Source organism: Paenibacillus ottowii (assembly GCF_050516475.1).
GTDB classification, from domain to species: domain Bacteria; phylum Bacillota; class Bacilli; order Paenibacillales; family Paenibacillaceae; genus Paenibacillus; species Paenibacillus ottowii.
Window position 1 is genome coordinate 3,085,464 of record NZ_CP191577.1, and the last position, 22,357, is coordinate 3,107,820.

20 protein-coding genes and 1 riboswitch are annotated in these 22,357 nt (G+C 47.6%); of the genes, 4 read left to right on the top strand and 16 right to left on the bottom strand.

Features of this window, described 5'->3' with window-relative positions; translation table 11 throughout:
- Positions 1-20: 20 nt before the first annotated feature.
- Positions 21-665: a bifunctional 2-keto-4-hydroxyglutarate aldolase/2-keto-3-deoxy-6-phosphogluconate aldolase gene (locus ACQQ6X_RS14345; protein ID WP_305165879.1), complete on the bottom strand. Its 645-nt coding sequence runs from the start codon at positions 663-665 to the stop codon at positions 21-23.
- A gap of 79 nt (positions 666-744) precedes the next feature.
- Positions 745-1,575 (bottom strand): 5-dehydro-4-deoxy-D-glucuronate isomerase, encoded by an 831-nt coding sequence (gene kduI, locus ACQQ6X_RS14350; protein WP_305165880.1) that lies wholly within the window; start codon positions 1,573-1,575, stop codon positions 745-747.
- Positions 1,576-1,915: 340 nt separating this feature from the next.
- Here kduI and ACQQ6X_RS14355 point away from each other — a divergent pair, with 340 nt between their 5' ends.
- Positions 1,916-2,872, top strand: coding sequence for a sugar kinase (locus ACQQ6X_RS14355; protein ID WP_305165881.1), 957 nt, complete (start codon positions 1,916-1,918; stop codon positions 2,870-2,872).
- Here the strand turns inward: ACQQ6X_RS14355 and ACQQ6X_RS14360 are convergent.
- The 3 genes from ACQQ6X_RS14360 to ACQQ6X_RS14370 all read right to left on the bottom strand — a co-directional run bounded on the left by ACQQ6X_RS14360 (position 2,869) and on the right by ACQQ6X_RS14370 (position 5,763).
- Positions 2,869-3,054, bottom strand: coding sequence for a hypothetical protein (locus tag ACQQ6X_RS14360; RefSeq protein ID WP_430493454.1), 186 nt, complete (start codon positions 3,052-3,054; stop codon positions 2,869-2,871). The two genes, ACQQ6X_RS14355 and ACQQ6X_RS14360, sit on opposite strands and share 4 nt — an antisense overlap.
- Positions 3,055-4,068, bottom strand: a complete 1,014-nt coding sequence (locus ACQQ6X_RS14365; RefSeq protein ID WP_305165882.1) for a LacI family DNA-binding transcriptional regulator — start codon at positions 4,066-4,068, stop codon at positions 3,055-3,057.
- A gap of 285 nt (positions 4,069-4,353) precedes the next feature.
- Positions 4,354-5,763, bottom strand: a complete 1,410-nt coding sequence (locus ACQQ6X_RS14370) for an MATE family efflux transporter (protein WP_305165883.1) — start codon at positions 5,761-5,763, stop codon at positions 4,354-4,356.
- Positions 5,764-6,119: 356 nt separating this feature from the next.
- Here ACQQ6X_RS14370 and ACQQ6X_RS14375 point away from each other — a divergent pair, with 356 nt between their 5' ends.
- From ACQQ6X_RS14375 to ACQQ6X_RS14385, 3 genes are all read left to right on the top strand, one after another.
- A complete protein-coding gene (locus ACQQ6X_RS14375; protein ID WP_305165884.1) occupies positions 6,120-7,127 on the top strand; it encodes an acryloyl-CoA reductase in 1,008 nt (335 codons plus the stop codon).
- Between the two features lie 279 nt (positions 7,128-7,406).
- Positions 7,407-7,967, top strand: coding sequence for an RNA polymerase sigma factor (locus ACQQ6X_RS14380; RefSeq protein ID WP_305165885.1), 561 nt, complete (start codon positions 7,407-7,409; stop codon positions 7,965-7,967).
- Positions 7,927-9,612, top strand: a complete 1,686-nt coding sequence (locus ACQQ6X_RS14385; protein ID WP_305165886.1) for a DUF4179 domain-containing protein — start codon at positions 7,927-7,929, stop codon at positions 9,610-9,612. The genes ACQQ6X_RS14380 and ACQQ6X_RS14385 overlap by 41 nt, the downstream gene beginning before the upstream one ends.
- A 111-nt stretch (positions 9,613-9,723) precedes the next feature.
- Here the strand turns inward: ACQQ6X_RS14385 and ACQQ6X_RS14390 are convergent, their stop codons facing one another.
- From ACQQ6X_RS14390 to ACQQ6X_RS14440, 11 genes are all read right to left on the bottom strand, one after another.
- Positions 9,724-10,548: a carbohydrate ABC transporter permease gene (locus tag ACQQ6X_RS14390; protein WP_305165887.1), complete on the bottom strand. Its 825-nt coding sequence runs from the start codon at positions 10,546-10,548 to the stop codon at positions 9,724-9,726.
- Positions 10,548-11,414 (bottom strand): carbohydrate ABC transporter permease, encoded by an 867-nt coding sequence (locus ACQQ6X_RS14395; protein WP_149034673.1) that lies wholly within the window; start codon positions 11,412-11,414, stop codon positions 10,548-10,550. Before ACQQ6X_RS14395 ends, ACQQ6X_RS14390 begins: the two co-directional genes overlap by 1 nt.
- Positions 11,415-11,430: 16 nt before the next feature.
- Positions 11,431-12,663, bottom strand: coding sequence for an ABC transporter substrate-binding protein (locus tag ACQQ6X_RS14400; RefSeq protein ID WP_305166130.1), 1,233 nt, complete (start codon positions 12,661-12,663; stop codon positions 11,431-11,433).
- Between the two features lie 502 nt (positions 12,664-13,165).
- Positions 13,166-15,250: a ribosomal protection-like ABC-F family protein gene (gene abc-f, locus ACQQ6X_RS14405; protein ID WP_305165888.1), complete on the bottom strand. Its 2,085-nt coding sequence runs from the start codon at positions 15,248-15,250 to the stop codon at positions 13,166-13,168.
- A gap of 103 nt (positions 15,251-15,353) precedes the next feature.
- A complete protein-coding gene (locus ACQQ6X_RS14410) occupies positions 15,354-15,497 on the bottom strand; it encodes an RAxF-45 family protein (RefSeq protein ID WP_016822706.1) in 144 nt (47 codons plus the stop codon).
- Between the two features lie 80 nt (positions 15,498-15,577).
- Positions 15,578-16,756 carry an MFS transporter gene (locus tag ACQQ6X_RS14415; protein ID WP_305165889.1) on the bottom strand — a complete coding sequence of 393 codons (1,179 nt, stop codon included), beginning with the start codon at positions 16,754-16,756 and terminating at the stop codon, positions 15,578-15,580.
- Positions 16,757-16,824: 68 nt separating this feature from the next.
- Positions 16,825-16,924, bottom strand: a riboswitch (purine riboswitch).
- A 55-nt stretch (positions 16,925-16,979) separates the two neighbouring features.
- Positions 16,980-17,939 (bottom strand): acetylxylan esterase, encoded by a 960-nt coding sequence (locus ACQQ6X_RS14420; RefSeq protein WP_305165890.1) that lies wholly within the window; start codon positions 17,937-17,939, stop codon positions 16,980-16,982.
- A gap of 12 nt (positions 17,940-17,951) precedes the next feature.
- Positions 17,952-19,001 (bottom strand): glycoside hydrolase family 130 protein, encoded by a 1,050-nt coding sequence (locus tag ACQQ6X_RS14425; RefSeq protein WP_305165891.1) that lies wholly within the window; start codon positions 18,999-19,001, stop codon positions 17,952-17,954.
- Positions 19,002-19,042: 41 nt separating this feature from the next.
- A complete protein-coding gene (locus tag ACQQ6X_RS14430) occupies positions 19,043-19,876 on the bottom strand; it encodes a carbohydrate ABC transporter permease (protein WP_063207188.1) in 834 nt (277 codons plus the stop codon).
- A 2-nt stretch (positions 19,877-19,878) separates the two neighbouring features.
- Positions 19,879-20,763, bottom strand: coding sequence for a carbohydrate ABC transporter permease (locus ACQQ6X_RS14435; protein WP_013373635.1), 885 nt, complete (start codon positions 20,761-20,763; stop codon positions 19,879-19,881).
- 67 nt (positions 20,764-20,830) lie between these two features.
- Positions 20,831-22,150, bottom strand: a complete 1,320-nt coding sequence (locus ACQQ6X_RS14440) for an ABC transporter substrate-binding protein (protein WP_149034682.1) — start codon at positions 22,148-22,150, stop codon at positions 20,831-20,833.
- Between the last annotated feature and the right edge of the window lie 207 nt (positions 22,151-22,357).

Here is a 22,357-nt window from a genome sequence, read left to right on the forward strand (position 1 = left end):
AAACCTATATTTTCTGAAGCCTACAACGCTGCACGTACTTCTTTATATTTAGCTACATAACGGGCTGCATTTTCAGTGATCAAGTCGTAGCGACCTTCCTTGGCTGGAGCCGTCAAATTGCCTCCAATTCCCACGGCCACACATCCGTTACGCAGCCAGGTTTCCATATTGTCCAGATCAACACCACCGGTTGGCATAATCTGTACGTGAGGCATTGGCCCTCTGACTGCCTTAACAAAGTCCGCACCCATCGTATTGCCCGGGAACAACTTCACGACATCACTACCCAATTTCATGGCTTCCTTGATCTCGTTCAGCGTCATACAGCCAGGCATATAAGGAATCGCGTACAAATTGCATAGCTTCGCTGTTTCCTCTTCAAAAGAAGGACTCACAACAAACTCTGCTCCGGCCAGAATAGCAATTCTCGCCGTCAGTGCCTCCAGTACAGTTCCTGCACCAATAACTGCCCGATCCTTAAATTCGTCTTTCAATCTTCGAATGACCTGATCCGCATCCGGTGTAGTGAACGTAAGCTCAATATTATCCAAGCCGCCTTCAATACAGGCTTTGGACATTTGATACGCTTCCTCTGCCGTATTTCCCCGAATGACTGCAACAACACCAACCGAAGTGATATGCTCCAAAACTTTCTTTTTCGTCATGTTCCTGATCCTTTCCACGAATGGGATGACCATGGTTCCTCAGCCGCTTGCAGGTCTACGTTCCAATGCAAGGATCGGATTAACGCAGCTCGCTCATGGCTACCTGATCCATGTCTTTATATGTTTTATTTTCACCGGCCATGCCCCAAATGAAGGTATAGCTGCCTGTAGCCGCACCGCAGTGGATAGACCAAGGCGGAGAAATAACAGCTTCATCATTTTTCATGACCAGATGGCGCGTTTCGTTCGGCTCACCCATTAGGTGGAACATTCTGGCGTTTTCATCCAGCTCAAAGTAGAAATACACTTCCATGCGACGGTCATGAACATGGGTCGGCATGGAGTTCCACACACTGCCGTTCTCTAGCGTGGTCATACCCATAACCAGTTGGCAGCTTTGAATGCCTTCATCATGGATAAAGCGACGTAGCGTACGGTTATTGGCTGTTTCTTGCGAACCCAGACTTTCAGACGGCACATCAACAAAAGACTGCTTTGTCGTCGGATACGTGGTATGGGCCAAGGCTGAAACGATATAAAATTTCGCCGGCTTTCCGCTGGAATCGCTTTCAAAGATTAACTCCTTGGCACCTTTACCTACGTAGAGACAGTCTTTTGTGGCCAGCTCGTAAGTTTCACCATCCACCTTGACCGTACCGCTGCCGCCGACATTAAAAACACCCAGTTCACGGCGCTCCAAGAAAGTTTCCGCTTTGATTTGATCGCTGCCTTCCAGTGCAACAGATTTATTCACGGGATGAATGCCCCCGATAATAACACGATCTTCATGCGTATAGACCAGCTTTACTTCCTCAGGTACAAAAAGCTCCTGGATCAGATAGTGCTGACGCAACTCTTCAGTTGTAAAATGCTTGGCATGTTCGGGGTGAGTTGAATAACGCATTTCCATAAAAACATTCCTCCTGTTTAGATAAACTTTTTTATCAACGGAATTGTTATAAAAGCGGTTTCTAACTCTACTTCTTAGCTAGAATTGTAATAATTATCTAAGAGGGTGTCAACCCAAAACTTCATCATTCCTAGAAAAAGCCTTAATATTCGCAAATTTTTACATGTTTTTTACCTTTTGATAAACAAGGACACATTTTTTTATCTTTTTTACCCAAAAAGTTTTTAGCAAATATATCAACTTACTCATTGTGAAAAACCGATTTATGTGATAATTTCATTTTATTCAGGCGGTGCATACGCTTACAGATTTAGTTTACTAAACATAAGGAGGAATTCAAATGACCGCAACATTGGATGCTGTTACCTTTGGAGAACCTATGGCCATGTTTTACGCCAATGAAGCAGGCTCTCTGGATGAGGTGCGTTCATTTACCAAAGCGCTGGCTGGAGCGGAGACGAATGTTTCGGCTGGTTTGTCGCGTTTGGGACTAAGAGCAGGACTCGTGACCAAACTAGGGGAGGATACATTCGGCAGGTTCATTGCCGATGCACTGCGTCAGGAGAAGATTGACACTCAAAATGTCATGTTTACCAAAGACCGCTCTACCGGAATGCTGATTAAGTCTAAAGTTACCAGCGGCGATCCTGAGGTCGAATATTTTCGCAAGCATTCCGCCGCCTCCACACTGAGCATCGCTGATTTTAACGAAGCTTACTTTGCCGAGGCTCGCCACCTGCACTTTACAGGTATTTCTGTCGCACTTTCCCCTGAATGCCGCGACTTCGCCCGACATGCAAAGCAGTTTATGAAAAAGGCAGGCAAAACCGTATCCTTTGATCCTAACCTCAGACCTAAATTATGGGCTGACACGCAAACGATGGTGAAGGCAATTAACGAAGCGTCCGAGGGTTGTGACTGGCTGCTGCCAGGCATCCATGAAGGTAAAATATTAACAGGCTATACTTCGCCTGAAGATATCGCTTCGTTCTACCTCGATCGCGGCACCTCGCTGGTGACCATCAAGCTGGGAACTGAAGGCGCCTATTACAAGTCCGCAGATGCGGAGGGATATGTCAAACGTTTCCGGGTTGATCATGTCGTAGATACCGTTGGCGCAGGTGACGGCTTTGCCGCAGGTGTGATTAGTGCGCTGCTGGAGGGCTTACCTCTGGCTGAAGCGGTCAAGCGCGGGAATGCACTTGGTGCGCTGGCTGTCATGTCAGCCGGAGATATGGACGGCTATCCGACGCGAGCCGAACTGGAATCCTTTTTGCTCAGCGCCAGCACGAATTAGTCCGGGTTTATTCCCCGCATAACCTTCACCGCTATTAGCGCAAGGTCAACAAGGCCGAATCCAAAGTCAGCCTTAACTTCCAATAGCCCGTGTTCGCATTTGTGTACCTGAGCAGCATATGCATACTCAGATCGCACAATGGAATACGGGCTATTTTTTGTAGTATATGTCAGAATACTCATCTACAGCGTCTTGACGGATTCTCCCCGATGGATATCCGGCACAAATCGATAAATAATCGGGACCGATTCGCCGCCTTCCTCAATGCTGGACAGCAGCGTTTTTGCCGCCTGCCTCCCCATATCCGCAATCGGTTGTGTAATGGTCGTAATCGGGGGATTGTAAATATGGGCAAACTCCGCGTCGTCAATCCCGATAACGGACAGCTCTGCTGGAATACGTATGCGGCGGGCATTCACATACTTCAACACCTCAGCCAACACGATATCATTCCCGGCCAACAGCGCAGTCGGCGGCTCTGGCAGTTGGAACAGCTCCTTCAGCGTCTGCTGGATTTCTTCTCTCGGCACACTATGCATATATTCTTCGCGAGATGGCAAGCCATGCTCCTCCAGCACCTTTTTGTATCCGCTGAGCCGCTCCACTCGGGGAGTAATCCGATTCAGGCCAAGGGGCAAGGTAATCAGCGCAATTCGCTCATGCTTGTGAGCCACAAGCTCCTGAATCGCCAGCTTAACCGCCATTTCGTTATCCAGCAGCAGACTGCGCGTATTGACACCGTCCACCAAACGGTCCAAAAACACCAATGGATATTTCTCACGAATGAGCTGGTTGTAAATGTCTGCATGCTTGCCTGTCGGGAAGATGATCAAGCCGTCCACTTGACGGGCCTTGAGCATCTCAATATACTGGCTTTCCTTATCGGGATTTTCATCGGCGTTGCAAATGATCACCTGAATGCCAAAGCGCTGCAATTCCTCCTCAATCGCACGGATAGATTGGATCGACAGCGTATAATCAATGTTGGCTACAATAACTCCCACCATAAATGTCCGGTTTTGCTTCAAGCTGCGGGCCAGCCCGTTAGGCTGATAGTTCAGCTCTTGAATAACTTCGGCAATTCGGTCTTTGGTCTGGTCACTCATATATTTATATCGTTTGTTCAGAAATTGCGAGACCGTGCTTTTAGACACTCCCGCCCTCTGGGCAACATCTTCAATCGTCGGCTTCTTCATCGGTACACTCCTTGTCTTTCATGTACTGCGTTAGTGCAACAAAAGTATATCTTTTTTTTAGTAAATTTACCATACTTCTATTTATGAATGCCATTATGATATGTTCTGAGCTACTTGTACAGCAACATTTCCGCCTATTCCGTTTTCCATATATCATTTTTGGTTTTCTGTATTTCCTCTCTATGCAGCAAAAAGAGGCAGCTCAAGATGTTCTCTTGAACTGCCTCCACGTATATAACTCTATCGAAAGACCAGGTTCCAGCTAACGCTAAATAACTGCTTGGATTAGTGTGCCGGAACAGGTGTTGCAGACTGATCTGGTGTATCGTGCTCGACCAGTGAATGCTTTTCCCATAACCGGCTTCTCCAGCGGGCATACATGATGACAGCACGAGTCCACTCATCAGCAGCAATCGCCAGCCACACGCCAGCGAGTCCCATATCCAGCTTGAACACCAGCAGATAGCCCAGCGGCAAGCTCATGCAGACCATGGAGATCAACCCCATAAAGACCGGGAACTTGGCATCTCCAGCAGCACGCAATGAGTTAATGATGACGATATTCGTCGTCCGTCCAGTTTCCAGCAGAATGCTAAGTAAAATAACCTGTGCACCCAAACGAATAATTTCAGGGTTCTCCGTAAACAAACCGAGCAAGGGAACACGGAAAAAGATAACCACCGCATCAATAATCACAGTCACGAGCAGTGCCCATTTCACACTGGTCAATACACGTTTGTAAGCAGTATCCTTCTGTCTGGCTCCCACGAGCCTTCCTACCACAATAGCCGTACCCATACCAACGGCCATACTGAACAAGTAGATATAGCTCGAAATATTATTCGCATACTGGCGTGTTGCCATCGCTTCTGCACCCAGATAAGTCACGTACAGTGTGAATATGAGCTGACATGACTGATACATAATAGACTCCAGTGCGGATGGTACACCGATGCGCAATATTTTGGAAATGAACTTTTTGGACAAGTGAACGTAATATTTCCACTCGACACGCACTTCAGTGACCCGGTACATCAGCCAAAAGAAAATCAAGAGGCAAATAAAGCGGCTACCGACTGTAGAAATAGCAGCACCTTCTACACCAAGTGCAGGCATGCCCCAATGCCCCAAAATCAAAACATAGTTGCCGACCACGTGGATCACGTTCATAAAAACCGATACATACATCGTTTCTTTGGTAAAACCGTGCGTACGAATGGTCGCCGCCAGCGAGTTAATCAATGCCTGAAGGAAAATGGCCCCCCCGACGATACTCATATAGGATTCTGCGTAAGTCAGAATATCCCCCTGGACATTCAGCCATTGCAACATATGAGTACCAAACACAAGGAAAATCACACTTAGCAAAAGACCTACCATTAAATTCAAAGTAATGGCCGTACCCGTCACCTGGGCCGCTTCGACTAGTTTCTTAGAACCGATATATTGAGCTACGACGATAGCAGCGCCGTTGCCGATAACCTCTAATACAAGGATGGCAATTGAAATAATTTGATTGGATGCGCCCACACCCGACACTGCATTATCAGATACAGAGCTGAGCATGAATGTATCGACGCTTCCCATTAGCATAAACAGGAACAATTCAAGGAAAATAGGCCATGTCAAACGGAACAAATTGAGTTCCTTGGCTTCGGACAATACCGAACCATTTTTTAGTGCTCTAGTTGTCATTCATTCACCTTTCTTCATAGATTATTTAATGATCAAAGGGTATGTTAGCACAGTCATTCTGAAAATACATCCTGTTTACGTAAAATGATTTGAAAAATACGTAAGAATTCATTTATCACCTTCTTTATATTTGATTATCGAACTTTATTGAAACAAGCTGTTGCAAGAATATAGCCATAATCTGGTCTGCTCGATGTCTTGATGAGCTTAAGGTTATAATAGAATACGAGCTTGTGAGCATTGCCGCTGACAGGCTATGCAGATTGTTGTATGCTTTCTAAGCATCATTTGTAAATTAGAGATGGAACATATAGGCCATTCATAGGCTTAAACGGTAATAAAGGAGGCTTTTATAGATGACTCAGTCATTTCAAGCCCTTGTCGTCGATCAGACGCAGGACGGTGAAGTTCAAGCAGAGGTACGCTCTTTGGAAGCTGGCAGTTTACCTGCTGGAGAGGTATTGATTCGTGTTGCTTATTCCAGCATCAATTATAAAGACGGGCTTGCCGCCCGCAAGGATGGCAATATTGTCAAAGCCTATCCATTTGTACCCGGCATAGATTGCTCGGGAACCGTCGTCTCTTCGGAGGATAGCCGCTTTAGCGAGGGACAAGCGGTGCTCGTTACCGGCTACGGGCTGGGTGTGTCTCAATTCGGAGGATTCAGCCAATATGCTCGGGTGCCTGCGGACTGGGTAGTTCCGCTTCCAGACGGACTCACGCTGAGAGAGGCGATGATTTTCGGGACAGCCGGATTCACCGCAGCCCTGTCGTTATATCGGCTGGAGCAAAACGGCGTTGCGCCGGATAAGGGCAAGGTACTCGTCACCGGTGCGACGGGTGGCGTAGGCGGTGCAGCCATTGCTTTGCTGCACAAGCGGGGCTATCATGTCGTGGCCAGCAGCGGCAAGGCCGAATCGCATGATTACCTCAAGGCGTTTGGGGCAGCCGAGGTTATTTCGCGTGAGGAGGTTTACGACGGTGCTGAGAGCATCCGTCCGCTAGGCAAGCAGCTGTGGCAAGCGGCTGTTGATCCTGTAGGCGGAAAGCCGCTCGCTTCGCTGCTCAGCCAGATCGCCTACAATGGCTCGGTTGCCGTGAGCGGCCTGACAGCAGGCACCAAGCTGCCTACGACGGTGCTGCCGTTTATTTTGCGCGGCGTAAATCTGCTGGGTATAGACTCCGTCTTCTGCCCCCGTGACACCCGCGTAGCGATTTGGAAGCACCTTGGCAGTGACTGGAAGCCGGAACAGCTGGAGCGGCTCGTTGAGCGCGAAATCGGCTTGGCTGATCTGCCAAGCGCGCTCGAAGACATCCTCGCCGCCCGTTCGCAGGGTAGAACGATTGTACGGCTAGCTGATTAGGGAGAGTATGTCCGCAAGCTATCCGTTGACGTGTGTTTGCGCAAAGAAGTGTACTCCCCATAGGATCTAGCAATAAAACCTATAAGAAGCCTGTAAATCTGTAGTTATGAGATTTACAGGCTTCTTTTTTTGTGTGATACGCTTCTTTTTTACGTGTGGTACATTGGAGAAAAAGTGAAACACATTCAGGTGCGAGCGATCTCTTTTTCACAGCCGAATGAACCTTTTGGGGACTCCAGTTGTTATATAGGTAAACTGCACGAGAAAGGAGAACCGTCTTTGGAGAGTAATCGAGAACTGTTTGATCTGTATCAGCGGGATGTATATCGAACCTGCTACTACATGGTCCATAACGCCTCGGATGCAGAGGATTTAACACAGGAAGTGTTTATCACCCTGTTTCGCAGCAATCGTGAGCACATCGAGCAACTGAAAGCCTGGATTATGAAAATTACGGTCAATCATTGTCTGAACTATCTTAAACGCCGAAAAAGCCTACATTTAAAGGTATCGGCTAATCCCCATCTCTTTACCGGAACCGAAAGCAAGCCTGTGGACAGGCAGGTGGAAGAACGCGAATCGGCAGAGGAATGGGCCGTTTATATGAATCGCCTTCCAGCCAAAATCCGCGCTGTACTGACACTTCGCTATATGCACGATTTCACACTGGCGGAAATATCCAAATTGCTGGAAATTCCGCTGGGAACCGTCAAATCCAGGACACACAAAGGGCTAAAGTTAATGGAGCAAATACTGCGGGAGGCTGGCGCACAGATTCCCACGATGGAAGGAGAGAACTATGAACAACGTAGAAAAGGCATTGAAGCGCAAGTTAAATGATGATTCGGAAATGGCCTATCCTGACTTCGATGAGATGTGGAACCAGATGGAACAGACAGGGCATACTGCCCCTACGCTAACCGACACTTTCGATTCATTCACTCCGCACCGACATAGAAATTGGCGCAAAATAGCTATCGCCGCCTCTCTGAGTGCACTTCTCGTTGCCGTTCCCGTCTATGCCACCATCCATTATAATTGGGACAATCTGCTGCACGGAAGAAGCGGCATTCAGACGGCACTAAATCAAGACCTTGGACAGACCTTGGAGCAATCCGTAACCAGAGACGGAGTGAAGCTGACGCTGCATACCGCTATTGTCGATGAGAACCGGACCGTGATTCTGTATAGCTTGGAGGTCGGAAAACGAGCAGAGAACGAGTTTTGGAATGTCAAAGGCGTATCGCTAAAAAGTGCTGCGGGGGAAAGCAGTGCAGGGGAATATAACTTCCAGCAATGGGACCCGAAAAATCAGCGGTACAACGGGTACTTTGAAAGTGACTGGACACCGCAGCAAGAAACAGAGAACGTGCAGCTGACCATAGATCATATAGAGCTCACCAGCGTTCAGGAACTGGATTTGCCGCTCGATATTCGGTCGCCTCAAATACAGACGTTCAAGCTGGATCGTAGCGGCTTACAAGATATGAAGGTACAGGTATTCGAACAAGGGAAGGATAAACTAATGCTGTCCTCAGCGATTACCTTCGATTCGCCCATACCAAAGAAATGGGACAATCCACAAATTATTGCCTACAAAGGCGACGAGCCTGTGATGTCGCAGCCTGGAGGGGCTTTTGGTAAACCCGGTGATAACGGGGAGTATACAGCACAGCAATATTTTTCCAAAGCGGATATGCCGGAAGGACAGACTACCTTCAAACTTCAATATGCGCAAACCGAGAAAAGTATAAATGAACCTATAAAATTTGACCTGCAGCTAAGCAAGAAGAAGATGGAAAGCGGGACGATTAAAAGTGTGCTGAATATCCCACTGGAAAAAGGCAATCGGAATGTTTTGCTAGAACAAATGATTGTCACACCTACACAAATCCGTGTCACGCTCAGAAGCAAGGAGAAATTCGCCATGATACCTTATCAAAAGTACTTTCTTTCTGTGAACAGTACAACGTTAGAGGGTAACCGTTGGTCTTCACCTAATCAGGAACGCGATCTGTACACAATCCGTTTTGAAAGGCCGTCCAATCTTGTGATTACCCGGGATACTCCCATTACTTTTACAGGCAAATACAAGGTCACGACCCATTCGGATGACAAAGCACCTCAGCATTTAACTGATATTTCTGAGCAAAAGCAGACGCTAACGACGCAAATCGGTGGCTATCCTGTGAAGTGGACCTACTACAAACAGGGATCCGACTTATTCGTAGAAACCGAAAGTGAGGACGCTCACTTTGGAGGGATTAACCAGACACATATTGGCCTGGGTAAAGAACGGATTATCGGCAAGCCGATCACAGCCAATTTCGCCGGAGATGGCAATAACAAGGCGGTGGATGTCTACAAGAACTTCAAAGGGAAGGAAGCTTCTATCTATATGTTCTACTATACAACGGACGACCCGGAAGCCGAGACGACCGTATCCTTGCAGCCACTGACAAGCAACAGCAAAGTATCCAAATAGCCAACACTATAAAAAAGAGGGCTCTCTATACCTGTATGATTCGCGGTATAGGGAACCCCTTTTTATTGGTCTAATGAACCACGGTCTGCGGCGAAGCTGTGATATCCCCGCCTACTTCACGGAGCCTTGCGTAACACCATTGATAATCCATTTTTGTGCAATCAGGTAGACAATAATCATCGGCAGCAGGGCCATCAGGTACGAGGCAAAGGCCAGATTAAAGTCGGTATTGAATTGGCCCTGAAATACATACTGAACGAGCGGCAGTGTATATTGCTCCGCATCGCTAATAATAATGAGCGGCAGTAAAAAGTCATTATAGGTGGACAGACAAGTGAGAATCCCCACCGTAGCACTAATCGGCGCCATCAGCGGGAATATAATGCGCCAAAATGTCCCCCATGTCGTCGCACCATCTACCGTGGCCGCCTCTTCCAAGGCTACCGGAATGGAGCGAATATAACCCACATACACGAAGACATTAAACGCCAAGCCATATACCGTATGCAGCACAATGAGGCCCACCAGATTGGTCATATGAAGTCCCGAGGCCAGCTTCACAATCGGCAGCATGATGATCGGAAACGGAATAAACATAGCGCTCACAAAGTAAAAATATAATCCCTTGAAGAAACGCCGCTGCATATTGCGGGCAATGGCATAAGCAACCATGGAATTGGTGAGCAAAGTGAGTACGACCGTCGATGTCGTCACCATCACACTGTTCTGAAAAGCGCTGAAGAAATGAGTCATTTCCACTGCACGACTAAAATTCTCCCAATGCAGCTTTGTTGGAAAGGCAAAGGCGGAATGCGCCATCTGCTCAGGATTTTTAAGTGCAATCGTCACCGTCATATAGAGGGGAAACAGGATAAATATTGTCCCCAGCGCAACCAGAATCAGCACCGGCCAGTTAGTGCGTCTGCTTGTTTTCATCAGTTATCCATCTCCCTTCTCTGGAGGAATCGCAGCTGTAAGATGGAAATGATCGCGATCACAATAAAGTAAATCACTGAGTTAGCCGATTGATAGGCAAATTCTCCGCCTCTAAAGCCTCCAGTGTATATCAAATGGGAAATCGACTGCGTAGCCCGCCCCGGTCCGCCGTTCGTCAAAGCCACGATTTGGTCGAATACCATGAGGGAATTTTTCATCGCCAATACCATATTGATCGTAAAAAACGGAGCAATCAACGGAAAGGTAATGCTCCAGAATTCACGCCATTTACCTGCACCGTCCAGATTGGATGCTTCATACAAACTGGTCGGGATCGTTTGCAGCCCTGCCAGATAGAGAATCGTATTAAAGGCAATGCCCTGCCATACGGCTACGATGACCACCCCCACCCAAGCCAACTGCTCACTTCCCAGGATGTTTGTCGATAATGAACCAATGCCCAAATTCTGTCCCCAAATCGTAAACACGTTCGAGAACAGGTAATTAAATATGTAACCTACGATCAACACGCTCAAAATATTAGGCAAGAAATAAATCCCGCGAAAAAAATTACGAAAACGTATTTTAGCGTTCAGCCCCATGGCTATCAGCAAGCTGAGGATATTAATTGCAATGGTAACCACAATCGCAAATTTGAAAGTAAACCAGTATGCGTTACCCACATTGTCATCCTGAAACAAATTAATGTAGTTCTTTAACCCCACAAAGTGGTACTGATGGCCAAACCCATTCCAATTAGTGAGCGAATAATACAATCCCTGCAGGGCAGGCAAGGTTAAAAACAGAAAAAACAATAGCACCGCCGGCACCGTCATCCAGTAAAAAGTCGTTAGTCGCTTATTCATGTCTCATCCTCCTCCCCTATCGGCGGTTAGCTACCTTGTTCCATTCCCGGTCGAGCTTAGCCAGATAGGCGTCGATGTCTCCGTTTTGCAGGAAGGCCTGCACAATAGAATTCAATTGGACCGCTTTGGGAATATAGTGATCGGCGAAATCAATGACACGGCCTGACTTAAAATACGGCAACAGCTCTGCCACACTCGGGTCATCCTGCGTGACCCCCTTCACCGCTGAAAACAACGTTTGCTCCGTAATGTATTGCTTGCTATTCTCTGGCTTCAATAGAAAGGCAATAAACTCTTCTGCCTCCTTTTTATGCGGGGTGCTTTCCGAAACAGCTAAAAGCGTGTCTATACCTGACACCAGCTTGACCGCCTTTGCGTCATTTCCCGTGGGTAACGGGAAAAATCCGAGATCCACTTTCGGGTTGGCTTTGCGAATTTCAGATATCGCCCAAGAACCCTGAATGTACATCAGCGCCTGCCCGTTAGCGAAAGCACGGTTACCGTCAGCATAGTTTTTGCCAAAATTATCACTATGTCCGTATTTCAGCAGCTCCAGCTGCTTTTCCGCAACCTCGCGGTACTTATCCTGAAAGGTGACCTGGTTCTCACGCCGTTGCAGAAAAAAATCAATACCCACCAAGTTCGGACCTAGGGCATTAAAAGGGAGATTCGTTTGCCAATCATCTTTATATGTAAAATAAAACGGAATTTTACCAGCAGCCTTGATCTTTTGCGCCGTTGCGATCAGTTCGTCCCACGTTTTGGGTACCTGTAATCCCATTTCCTTAAAAAGTGTTTTGTTATACATCACACCATTCGCATTCGCAGCATAAGGAATTCCATACACGGGATCGACCCCGGTTACATCCTTAAGCATTTTGAGATAAATCGGGTCAACTGTACGCGTTAATTCTGTATTGGCTAGATCCGTAAAAATACCGCTCTGCGCCAAAATGGAGTAAGTATCGGTTGCCCCAAGACCCACAATGTCAGGTACATCGTTTTTGACCACCCGGGTCAATAACACTGTCTCTGCCTCTGGCGGATTGACCTGTGTCACTTCAATACCAGGATGCTCCCGATTGAATTGTGCGATCAGCTTGTCGAATGAACCCTTGGCCTCCGGCTTATTTTGAAAAAACTCAATTTGCACCTTGCCTGAATCGTCACTCTTATTGCATGCGCTTACAATAATTGCTAGCAGCAGAATTGCCATTAGTGTAGACAGCCTTTTGACCCCATTCCACATGCTCATACCTCCTTTTCTACTATGTCAATCTATGCGGGACTAGACAATTAATACCCGTCCCTTGCAGAAAAGAAACGATACACCGTATTTCAACCCTCAACGTCCGTATAAAAAAAGATCCAGCTAACCTCCGAATGGTTGCTTGGATCTTTTCTATTTGTACAGTACCAACATCCCCCCTGTACACATCCAAAATTCAAATGAGTTGTCAATCCTTAGAGCAAGCAATATTTCGCGAAACGGGTCCATTAACATAATAAGCGGTCTAGACAATTTAAAGAGGAATACAGATAAAACCAGAATTGATAGATAAGCAAACAGGGGTCGAGATACAAATAAGCATACAGCGCTGCTCAACATGAGCTTCGCCATATATGGTTATTCTATTTTCACGCTCTCATTGATCTTTACCATATAAAAATAGCCCCTCAGTAGGCGTGCTACCTCAGGGCTATCCTTTATTAAATATACATTTGCCTATCTTCAGCAACCAGCCTATCACTTACTCTAGTTCAATCCACTCGCCGAGCAACGTGTCCAGCTCCGCTTGCAGCTGCTCGCGGGCATTCCACAGCTCCGTCATGCGCGCTGTGTCACGACTCGTGCCGAGCAGTTCCAGCTCGGCATCTGTCGCCGCCAATGCAGCTTCCTTGGCGGCAATCGCCCGCTCCAAGCGCTCGCTGGACGCAGCGGGGGAGCGGGATGGCTTCGCGGCTTTCGCACCGCGTGCCTCGTCCCCGGCATCGGACGCCCCCAAGCGACCTGCTGATCCGGAGCGAGCGCGGCTCGCATCGGCTCCGGTGATCGCTCCTGTTCGCGCAGCCGTCCCCGCGCCATTGCTGGCTGCACCCTCAGACGCAACCAGACCCGAGCCCGAGCCGCCGCCAGATGCGGCTTTACCTGCAGATGCCGAGCGTACCCCGGCATTTCCTTCGCGCTGCAAGCGAGCATTTTCCAGCTCACGCTTCTTCGCGCGGTATTCATCGAAGCCGCCCAGATAGGAGGCTAGCTTTCCAGCCTCCAACTCCCACACGCGCCCAGCCAGCTTGTTCACAAAGTAGCGGTCATGTGAAATCGCCAGCACCGTTCCCGTGTAGGTGTCCAGCGCTTCCTCCAAGGCCTCGCGAGAGTCGATGTCCAAATGGTTCGTCGGCTCATCCAGCACCAGCAAATTCGGCTTTTTCATGACCAGCAGCGCCAGCCTTAAGCGGGACCATTCTCCACCGGACAACATGCTCACAGGCTTAAACACATCCGCACCGTAAAATAAATACTTCGCCAGCTGCCCGCGCGCCTCGCCTTCTTCCAGTCCTGCTTCCTCCTTAAAATAAGCAAGCACCGTTGCCCGGCTATCCCGTTCTCTCTCTTGTTGCGCCAAATATCCGTACTCGACGCGCGCGCCCCATTGGACCGTGCCTGTATCTGCGCTTTCCTGACCAAGCAACAGCTTGAGCAGCGTCGTTTTACCAGCGCCGTTATCGCCTAACAAAGCTACCTTTTCACCGAATTCTAGGCTACCCGTAGCCCCGTTTAATATCTGACGTTCTCCATAGGCTTTGGCGATTTCTTCAAACTGAAGCACCCGGCGACCGGAACGATCCTCCAGCTTTAAGTTAAATTCCGCCCCCTGCGGGTCCAGTACAGGCCGCTTCACCAGTTCCATGCGCTCCAGCGCCTTGCGGATTGAGGCTGCCTTTTTGAAGAACTTTTCGTTGTCGCCATTGCGTCCCCACTCTTCCAAACGCCGAATGGCTTCCTTCATCTTTTTGATCCGCTTTTGCTGTTCCTTATAATCCTCAAATTGCAGCAGCAGACGTTCTTCCTTTTCCTTAACGTAGCCGCTGTAATTCGTATAGTACGTAAAGGCCTCGCCATCCTCCAGTTCGATCATCTTGCCAGCAACTCGATCCAGAAAATAGCGGTCATGGGATACAACCACACAGGCTCCGGTGTAGCTCTGCAAAAATTGCTCTAGCCATTCCAGCCCTTTCAAATCCAGATGGTTGGTTGGCTCATCCAGCAGCAGCAAATCCGGCCGTCCAATGAGCTGTGATGCCAGCGCTATTTTAGTTTTCTCTCCGCCCGAGAGTGAACCGAAGTTGCGCGTATACATAGCTTTCGGAATACGCAGCCCATCCGCTACCTGATCTATATTGGCATCCATTTCATAGCCGCCGTTACGCTCAAACCGCTCCTGGAGGGAAGCGTACGTTTGCAGTAGCTTTTCCAACATCCCCGGGTTCGCTGCCACAATCGGATCTGACATTTCCCGTTCGAGCGTGCTCATCTGACTACGGCAATCCTTCAGCTCACTATAGGCGTAAGCCAGCGTTTCGTATACGGTGAAGCTCTCAAACTCCGCCGGGATTTGCGGCAAGTAGCCGATTTTCGTATCTTTGGCAATGACAAGCTGCCCTTCATCCGGGCGGGACAAACGTGCAATCAGGCGTAAAAGGGTGGTTTTACCGCTTCCGTTGCGGCCAATGAGCCCCACCTTTTCTCCCTTATGGATATCAAACGTTGCTCCATCTAAAATCAGATTGGCAGCGTGGTATTTTTTCAATTGTTGACCGTTTACAATATACATGTTCAGGCTCTCCTTTATTTAGGAAGACCCTTACCCAAGTAACACAAAAAGAGCCGCAGGAGCAAGCCCGCGACTCTTCGGAAGATACAGCAATCCGTTCGAGTTAAGGTAGGCGTCTTCTCGCGATGTTTACAACCGTATGATTAAAATTGGACAAACTTCTCCCGTTGTATGGAAAAGCATGAACAATGCCAGCCATAGCAATCGGCAGCTGGCTAATACGGTTGTTCAGCATCTCGTGATTCACCTACCTCACCCCCTTCTTCATAATTGGAAGTAGTATAACATGTTTTTTCGAATAATAAAAGGGAGAAATATCCTACTGGGCTATGAGACGGAGTGGTGTCCTCTGACTGTCTGCGATGTCCCCGCTCTCGTAATCGAAAATACGCCGCAGACAAAAGCAACAATCACAAATGCCCCGCCCACCCAGGCGTTCGTGGCAACAGAAGTACTTTTCTCAATCACTACCCCTCCCAAGGCAGAACCGAGGGCGATCCCGACCTGGAGTGCAGAGAAATTAAAGCTTTGCTGAATACTGCCTGATTCGGGTGCATTTTCAATAAGATAACTTTGCATTGGGGGCGACAAGGCCCAACTCAGGATTCCCCAGATGATCAGAAGCGGCACAAACACATACATCGAGTGAATCGAGAACGGCAACAGGAACATCACGGCGATAAACACACCTACGACAATGAGAATGCTTTTCGCTGTGCCGAATCGGTCGGCCAAAGAGCCTCCAATAAAGCCGCCGCTCACCGCCGCCAAGCCAAAGACAAAATAAGCCACACTCACCCACGAAGCGTTCAAGCCCATCAGGTTTTCCAAAAACGGAGTGAAGTACGCATACAACGTGTAGTGTCCCGCCAGCGTCAGCGTAGTGACCAGATGGGCACTGATCACTTTAACATTTTTCAAGGACTTCAATTGCTCACGCATAGGCACAACATGTTCTGTCGGAATCCGCTCCATAAACAAGTTCATAATGATCATGGAAACTACGGTCAACAAGGCAATGATCAGAAAAAGCACCCGCCAGCCAAACGTATTTCCAATCAGCACCCCCGCTGGAATGCCGAGCACGATGGAGGAACTTACCCCCATGGAGATCACACCGAGAACGCGGGCTTGATAAGCTTTGGACACCACTTTGACTGCAATGGTTAGCGACAATGTTACGATCAATGACCCACTTGCAGCGGTAACAATGCGGGATACAAACAACACAGCATAATTCGGACTCCAGAAGGCCAGTAGACTTCCTATAATAAAGATGAACATCGACCATAAGTACAGTCGTTTTCGTTCAATTCTGGCGGTCAACGCTAACAAAGTCGGCCCGGCTATAGCATACACAAGCGCATAGATCATGATAAGCTGTCCTGCTGTACTTACAGAGACATTCAAATCCTGTGCAATCTGGGGCAGCACGCCACCGATAATTAACTCCACAAGACCTACCGTAAAGGTCGCAATGGTTAAAATAACTACTTTGAAGTTCATTACATTAGCTCCTTTGCTGTCATGTAAATCCCTCGTATCACGCAAAAAAATCCTGACCACAAGAAATGTACAAGATGTACACTTTTTGTAATCAGGATTTATCGGTTCCTGGTAGAGACCCTCAAACCATATTATTGAGGTTATACAAATGGGGCATTCATTTATTACGCTTCACGAAGGTTATAGCTATTACTATAAAGGAGCCTTTAGCTAAGTTCAACCCCTACAGCCGTAAAAATTCACTCATCGCTCGATCCGACAGATAGGGTAAATACTCATGGCCATATTCGTGATACACAAGCAATTCCTTGTCCGATACGATTTTATTGTACACTGCGAACTGTGTGGAAGGTGGGCAAATCACGTCTGATAGCCCTGTCACGAATAGCACCCGCCCCCGAATACGGTCTGCTAGATGTTGAATGTCGATGTAGCCTAAGCGGTGAAACACTTCGCTCTCACGTACATGATTGGGGTCAAACCAGCGAAAATAATAAACCAGTTCCTCATAGGCCGATGTCGTGGCATCCAGTGTCCATGCTCTTTTATAATCCGACAGAAACGGATATACTGGCACAGCCACACGGACACGTGGCTCCAATGCAGCGCAGGCAATCGTTAAAGCTCCGCCTTGGGAGCAGCCAAATGCACCGATCCGTTCAGGGTCCACCTGCTCCATAGACATTAGAATGCGCACTGTTTGTACCGTATCCAAAAATACGTTGCGGTAATACAACCGATCCGGGTCCGGGTCGTCAATCCCGCGGATAATATGTCCGCGAACCGTCGTTCCCTGAACCTGCAAATTATCCTCAGACAATCCGCCTTGCCCTCGGCAATCCATAGCCAGCACAGTGAATCCGTGTGCCGCATAGCTTACCTTGTCGAACCAGTCGCCACTATCGCAGGAATACCCATGGAACATCGCCAAGGCTGGACCTTGTTCCGTAAGATGCTTGGGACGAGCCAGCTTCCCATGGACCCTTGCCCCGCCCACTCCAGTAAAATACAGATGGTAACACTCCACCAGCGGAGAGACAAAATCGGCAGGCTCCAGTGTATACTCCAGTGGCTGTCGTTCCAGCTCCTGCAGCGCCCGTTCCCAGTACATATCAAAGTCCTGCGGTTTTGGATTAATTCCCATATACGATTGTAGCTGCTGTAAAGACATATCCTCCGGCATGTAAAATTCCTCCTACATCCGGCCTGATTCACGGTCATCTGCGACTACTTCATCCGTTGCGATGACATACTTCATAATGTCGGCTACTGTCGTGTATGCGATACCTACATACGTATCAGCGGCTCCATAATAAATTGCAATTCTTCCGGTGTCTGCATCATGGAGTGTAGCACATGGGAACACCACATTTGGCACAAAACCTCGCTCTTCGTACCATTCCTCTGGAGTCAACACGAAATTGGAGGAACGATATTTAACTTTGGACGGATCATCCAAATCAAGAACGGCTACGCCCATGCTGTATACCAATCCATTACATGTGCCTGTTACCCCGTGGTAGAACATCAGCCAGCCCTCGGTCGTCTCAATCGGTGCCGGTCCGCCGCCAATCTTCACCGATTGCCACCAGCCCTGACCGCCCTTGCTCATTACATGACGGTGCTTGCCCCAATAGACCAAGTCAGGACTTTCACTCAGAAAAATATCGCCAAACGGCGTATGACCGCTGTCGCTCGGACGGGATAGCAACATAAAGTTTCCATTTAGCTTGCGAGGTAACAGCACTCCGTTGCGATTAAACGGCAAGAACGGATTTTCCAATCGTACAAAGCTTTTGAAATCCTTCGTTTGTGCGATCCCCAGCGCTGCACCATAAAAATCTGTACACCAGATGATATAATACGTGTCTTCTACTCGAACCAGACGCGGATCGTAAGCATAATTAGGCTGATAATCATTCCCTTCCTCATCAACCAAATGCAAACGTTCCGTTTCAATATCCCAAGACAACCCGTCGTCACTCCAGCCCAGGTGCAGATGTGGGCGTCCATTAATCGTCTCAGCTCGGAACACTCCTACAAACCGTCCCTCATACGGGGCTACTGCACTGTTGAAAATACGGGAAATACCAGGCACAGGATTTCGTCCAATGACCGGGTTTTCAGTATGTCTCCACACTGGGGCCTCGCTGCCTTCCGGCTTATCCTGCCATGGCATTTTCGACAGGCTATCTCCTACAATTCGTACATTACCTACATTTAGATCCACATTTAATTTACTCATACTTAACTCTCCTCTCACCTAAACACTTGATTTTATTTCTTCTATTTCACTGAGCCCTGTGCAAATCCGTTATAGATATATTTTTGTAATGATAAAAATGCAATCAGCGTCGGAATAATGGCAATAATGATGCCCGCGCTAATGACCTCCCATTGCGATCCGTATGGCCCTTTAAACTTAAACAGTGCTGTCGATATCACCTGAAGACTTGTTTTCGGCATATACAGGAACGGGGTGTAGAAGTCATTGTAAATATTAACACCTTTGATAATAATTACCGTAACAATGGCAGGCTTCAGCAGCGGCAAAATAATACGCCAGTAGATGGTCAAATAGGAAGCCCCATCCAGCATGGCCGACTCATCCAGCGCCACCGCGATGGATTCCAGAAACTGAAGAAAAATATACACCGCAATAATATCGGTTCCCAAATACAGTAAAATGGCTGCCCAAGGTGTGTTAAACAGTTCCAGCTTGTTAATGATCTGGAAGGTCGATACCTGTGTCGTCACCCCCGGAATGAGCGTGGCGAGCAAGAACGCACCTAGCATAAGACTTTTGCCTTTAAATTTAAAACGGTTCAAAATATACGCGATCATGGAACCGGTCAACGTAGCCCCGATGATGGAGATCAGCAAAATAAAGGCCGTGTTCACAAATCCGGTTAGCATATTTCCATCCACAAAGGCTTTGGCATAGTTCGCCCAGTTTAACCAGTTGACCGGGGGAGTCAGAGGACTGGTGGCCGCATATTCAGCCTTCGTCTTCAAAGATGCAAACAAAATCACAACAATTGGCAGCAGAGCAATGAACGCACCTAGTAATAGCGCGGCGTATTTGATGCTGTTTGCCAGTATTCTTTTCAGCTTATACATGATTAGTCCTCCTCTCCCCGAATCAGCAACCGCTGAAGCAGCGTAACAGCAATGACGATCAACAGCAAAACAACTGCCATTGCCGAGGCCAAACCAACCTTGCTGTATTTAAATGCCACATCAATCGTCTGAATGACGAACGTTTTACTGCCATTGGAGCCGCCGGTCATAATGTAAGGAATATCGAATGCACTGATCGCGCCGCTAATCGCCAAAATCAGGTTCAGCTGCAAAATCCGCTTGATGGTCGGCAAAATTATAGAGCGGAACTGATGCCAGCGGTTGGCTCCGTCGATATCAGCTGCTTCATACAAATCACTGGATATGGAGGAAATCGCGCCTAGAAATACAATAAAGTTAAAGCCCATGTATCTCCAGATCGACGTACCTGCCAGCGAAATATTAATAATCTCCGGGTTGCCCAGCCACAGCTTGACATACGAGCCCAAGCCCACTGCCTGAAGTAGTGTGTCGAGGGTGCCATCTGGTTTAAAAAAGAATAGAAAAATAAAACCAATCGCCACCCCGTTCATCAGGGAAGGGAAGAACAAAATGCCTTTAAAGAAATTTTTAAACCAGGTTTGAAAGCTGAGAATGGTTGCAAAATAAAGAGCCAGACCCATCTGTACAAACGTGGCTACAAAGTAATACAGACTGACCTTAAACACCGAGAAATACTCGGGGTCGGTAAAAATTTTAATATAGTTTTCAAAGCCCACATATTCCAGACGCTTACTATAGCCGTTCCAGTCCGAAAAGCTGTATTTAAACATATTGATCACCGGCAAGTACGCAAAAGTGACCAGCAGCGCGAGCGGAATAAATGAAAAGGCAACAATAATCGCTAATCTTTGTTTGGAGTAGCTGAGATTCGAAAATTTAAACATGCTGCACCTCCTGTCTATCCGTCCATCGACTGTCATATCAATCTCTTCTTATTGTCAGTTCGGATGGCTATTTCGCTTCCTTGGCTGCCACTTCAGCACGCGCCTTCACCCATGCATCGTTCAGATCCTTCATAATGGTGTCGTACGATTCCGGGCGATTACCCACCGCTGCCTCAATAATGCGTTTCTTGAAATCAGGCTGCCACAAGCCGATTTCTCCCGTTTTATCGATTTTATCGACAATTCCTTCCTGCCCCTTCGGAGACGGAGTGAGAGGCTCAAAAACAACTCCCTCTTTCTCATACTGCTTCAAAATGGCTGGCATTTCGGCACCTTTCAGTGGACTAATACTGCCTGCCTGCTCTACGGCATAGTTGGATTTTTCGGTAAACCAATCCACCCAGGCACGGGCCGCCTCTTTATTTTCACTGTTTACGTTAATAGCGAGGTTGAAGTCACCTGCCAATGGTACAAGTACCTTGGAGGCATTCGTCGGGAAAGGCATAAAACCGATATCATCCTTGTTAGGAGCTACGCTTTTAATCTGATCAATCGCCCAAGAGCCGAGGACCATCGTGCCGATTTTGCCTTGAGCGAGATCCGCCTTGGAGGTCTCCCAATCTGTAGTCGTTGGATCTTTTTCAATCAGACCATTTTTCGCTGCATCGTACAGAACCTTGTACAGCTCATAGTGAGGCTGGCCCTTTGTGAAATTATCATCTGTAGTCGGTTGTGTGACATTCACGTATTCCTTCGTACCTGCCACTGTTGCCAGACTGGACTCCCACTGAGTCAGTGCCCAGCCAGAGGCATAGTTCGTAAACAGCGGTACCGCCTTGGTTTTGTCTTTAATTTGCTGTAACGCTTTCAGGAATTGATCTGGTGTTTTGGGGATTTCTGTGATTCCTGCTTCCTTGAACACTTTTTTGTTATAAATCACGCCAGAGTAAACCATCGCAATTGGAATACCGTAGCTGTTACCATTCACTGTACGTTCTTCAATGCCGGTATACTTGTTTTTCATTTCGTCATAAGTACCTAAAGGCTCGAAAAAGTTAGGCAACTCTTCGATTGGTATGCTGCCAGGAATCAGCAACACATCTCCGTAATCCCGGGTTCCCATCCGAATTTTAATTTGACCATCATAATCGGCCAATGCCTGAAAATTGACCTTCACGTTCGGATAAAGTTTGTTAAATTCCTTGGCGTAATCCTGAAATACGGTATCCACAATATCTGTCCGCTGTGTGATCACCGTAATTTCCCCTTCCGGACCCTTCGGATCAGAACCGGCAGCTGGCGCATCCTTCTTTGAGCTACAGCCAGTAAACAGCCCCACTAGCAGTAGCACGGATAGCAATGACATCAAAACCTTGGACAACTTCATGAGACGACCCCTCCTGTTGTTTTTAATAAGGTTATCGTTAAACTAACAAAATCATTTTATTATGTTAGCGCTTACTGTGTCAATTACAATATTTTTTTGTAAAAAGAGCGCCCGTTTATTATGTTAAAACACAAATTTAGTATGGTTGACAGTTTATAAATACATAGATAAGATACCTTTTGTAAGGTTAACGATAAACTAATAATT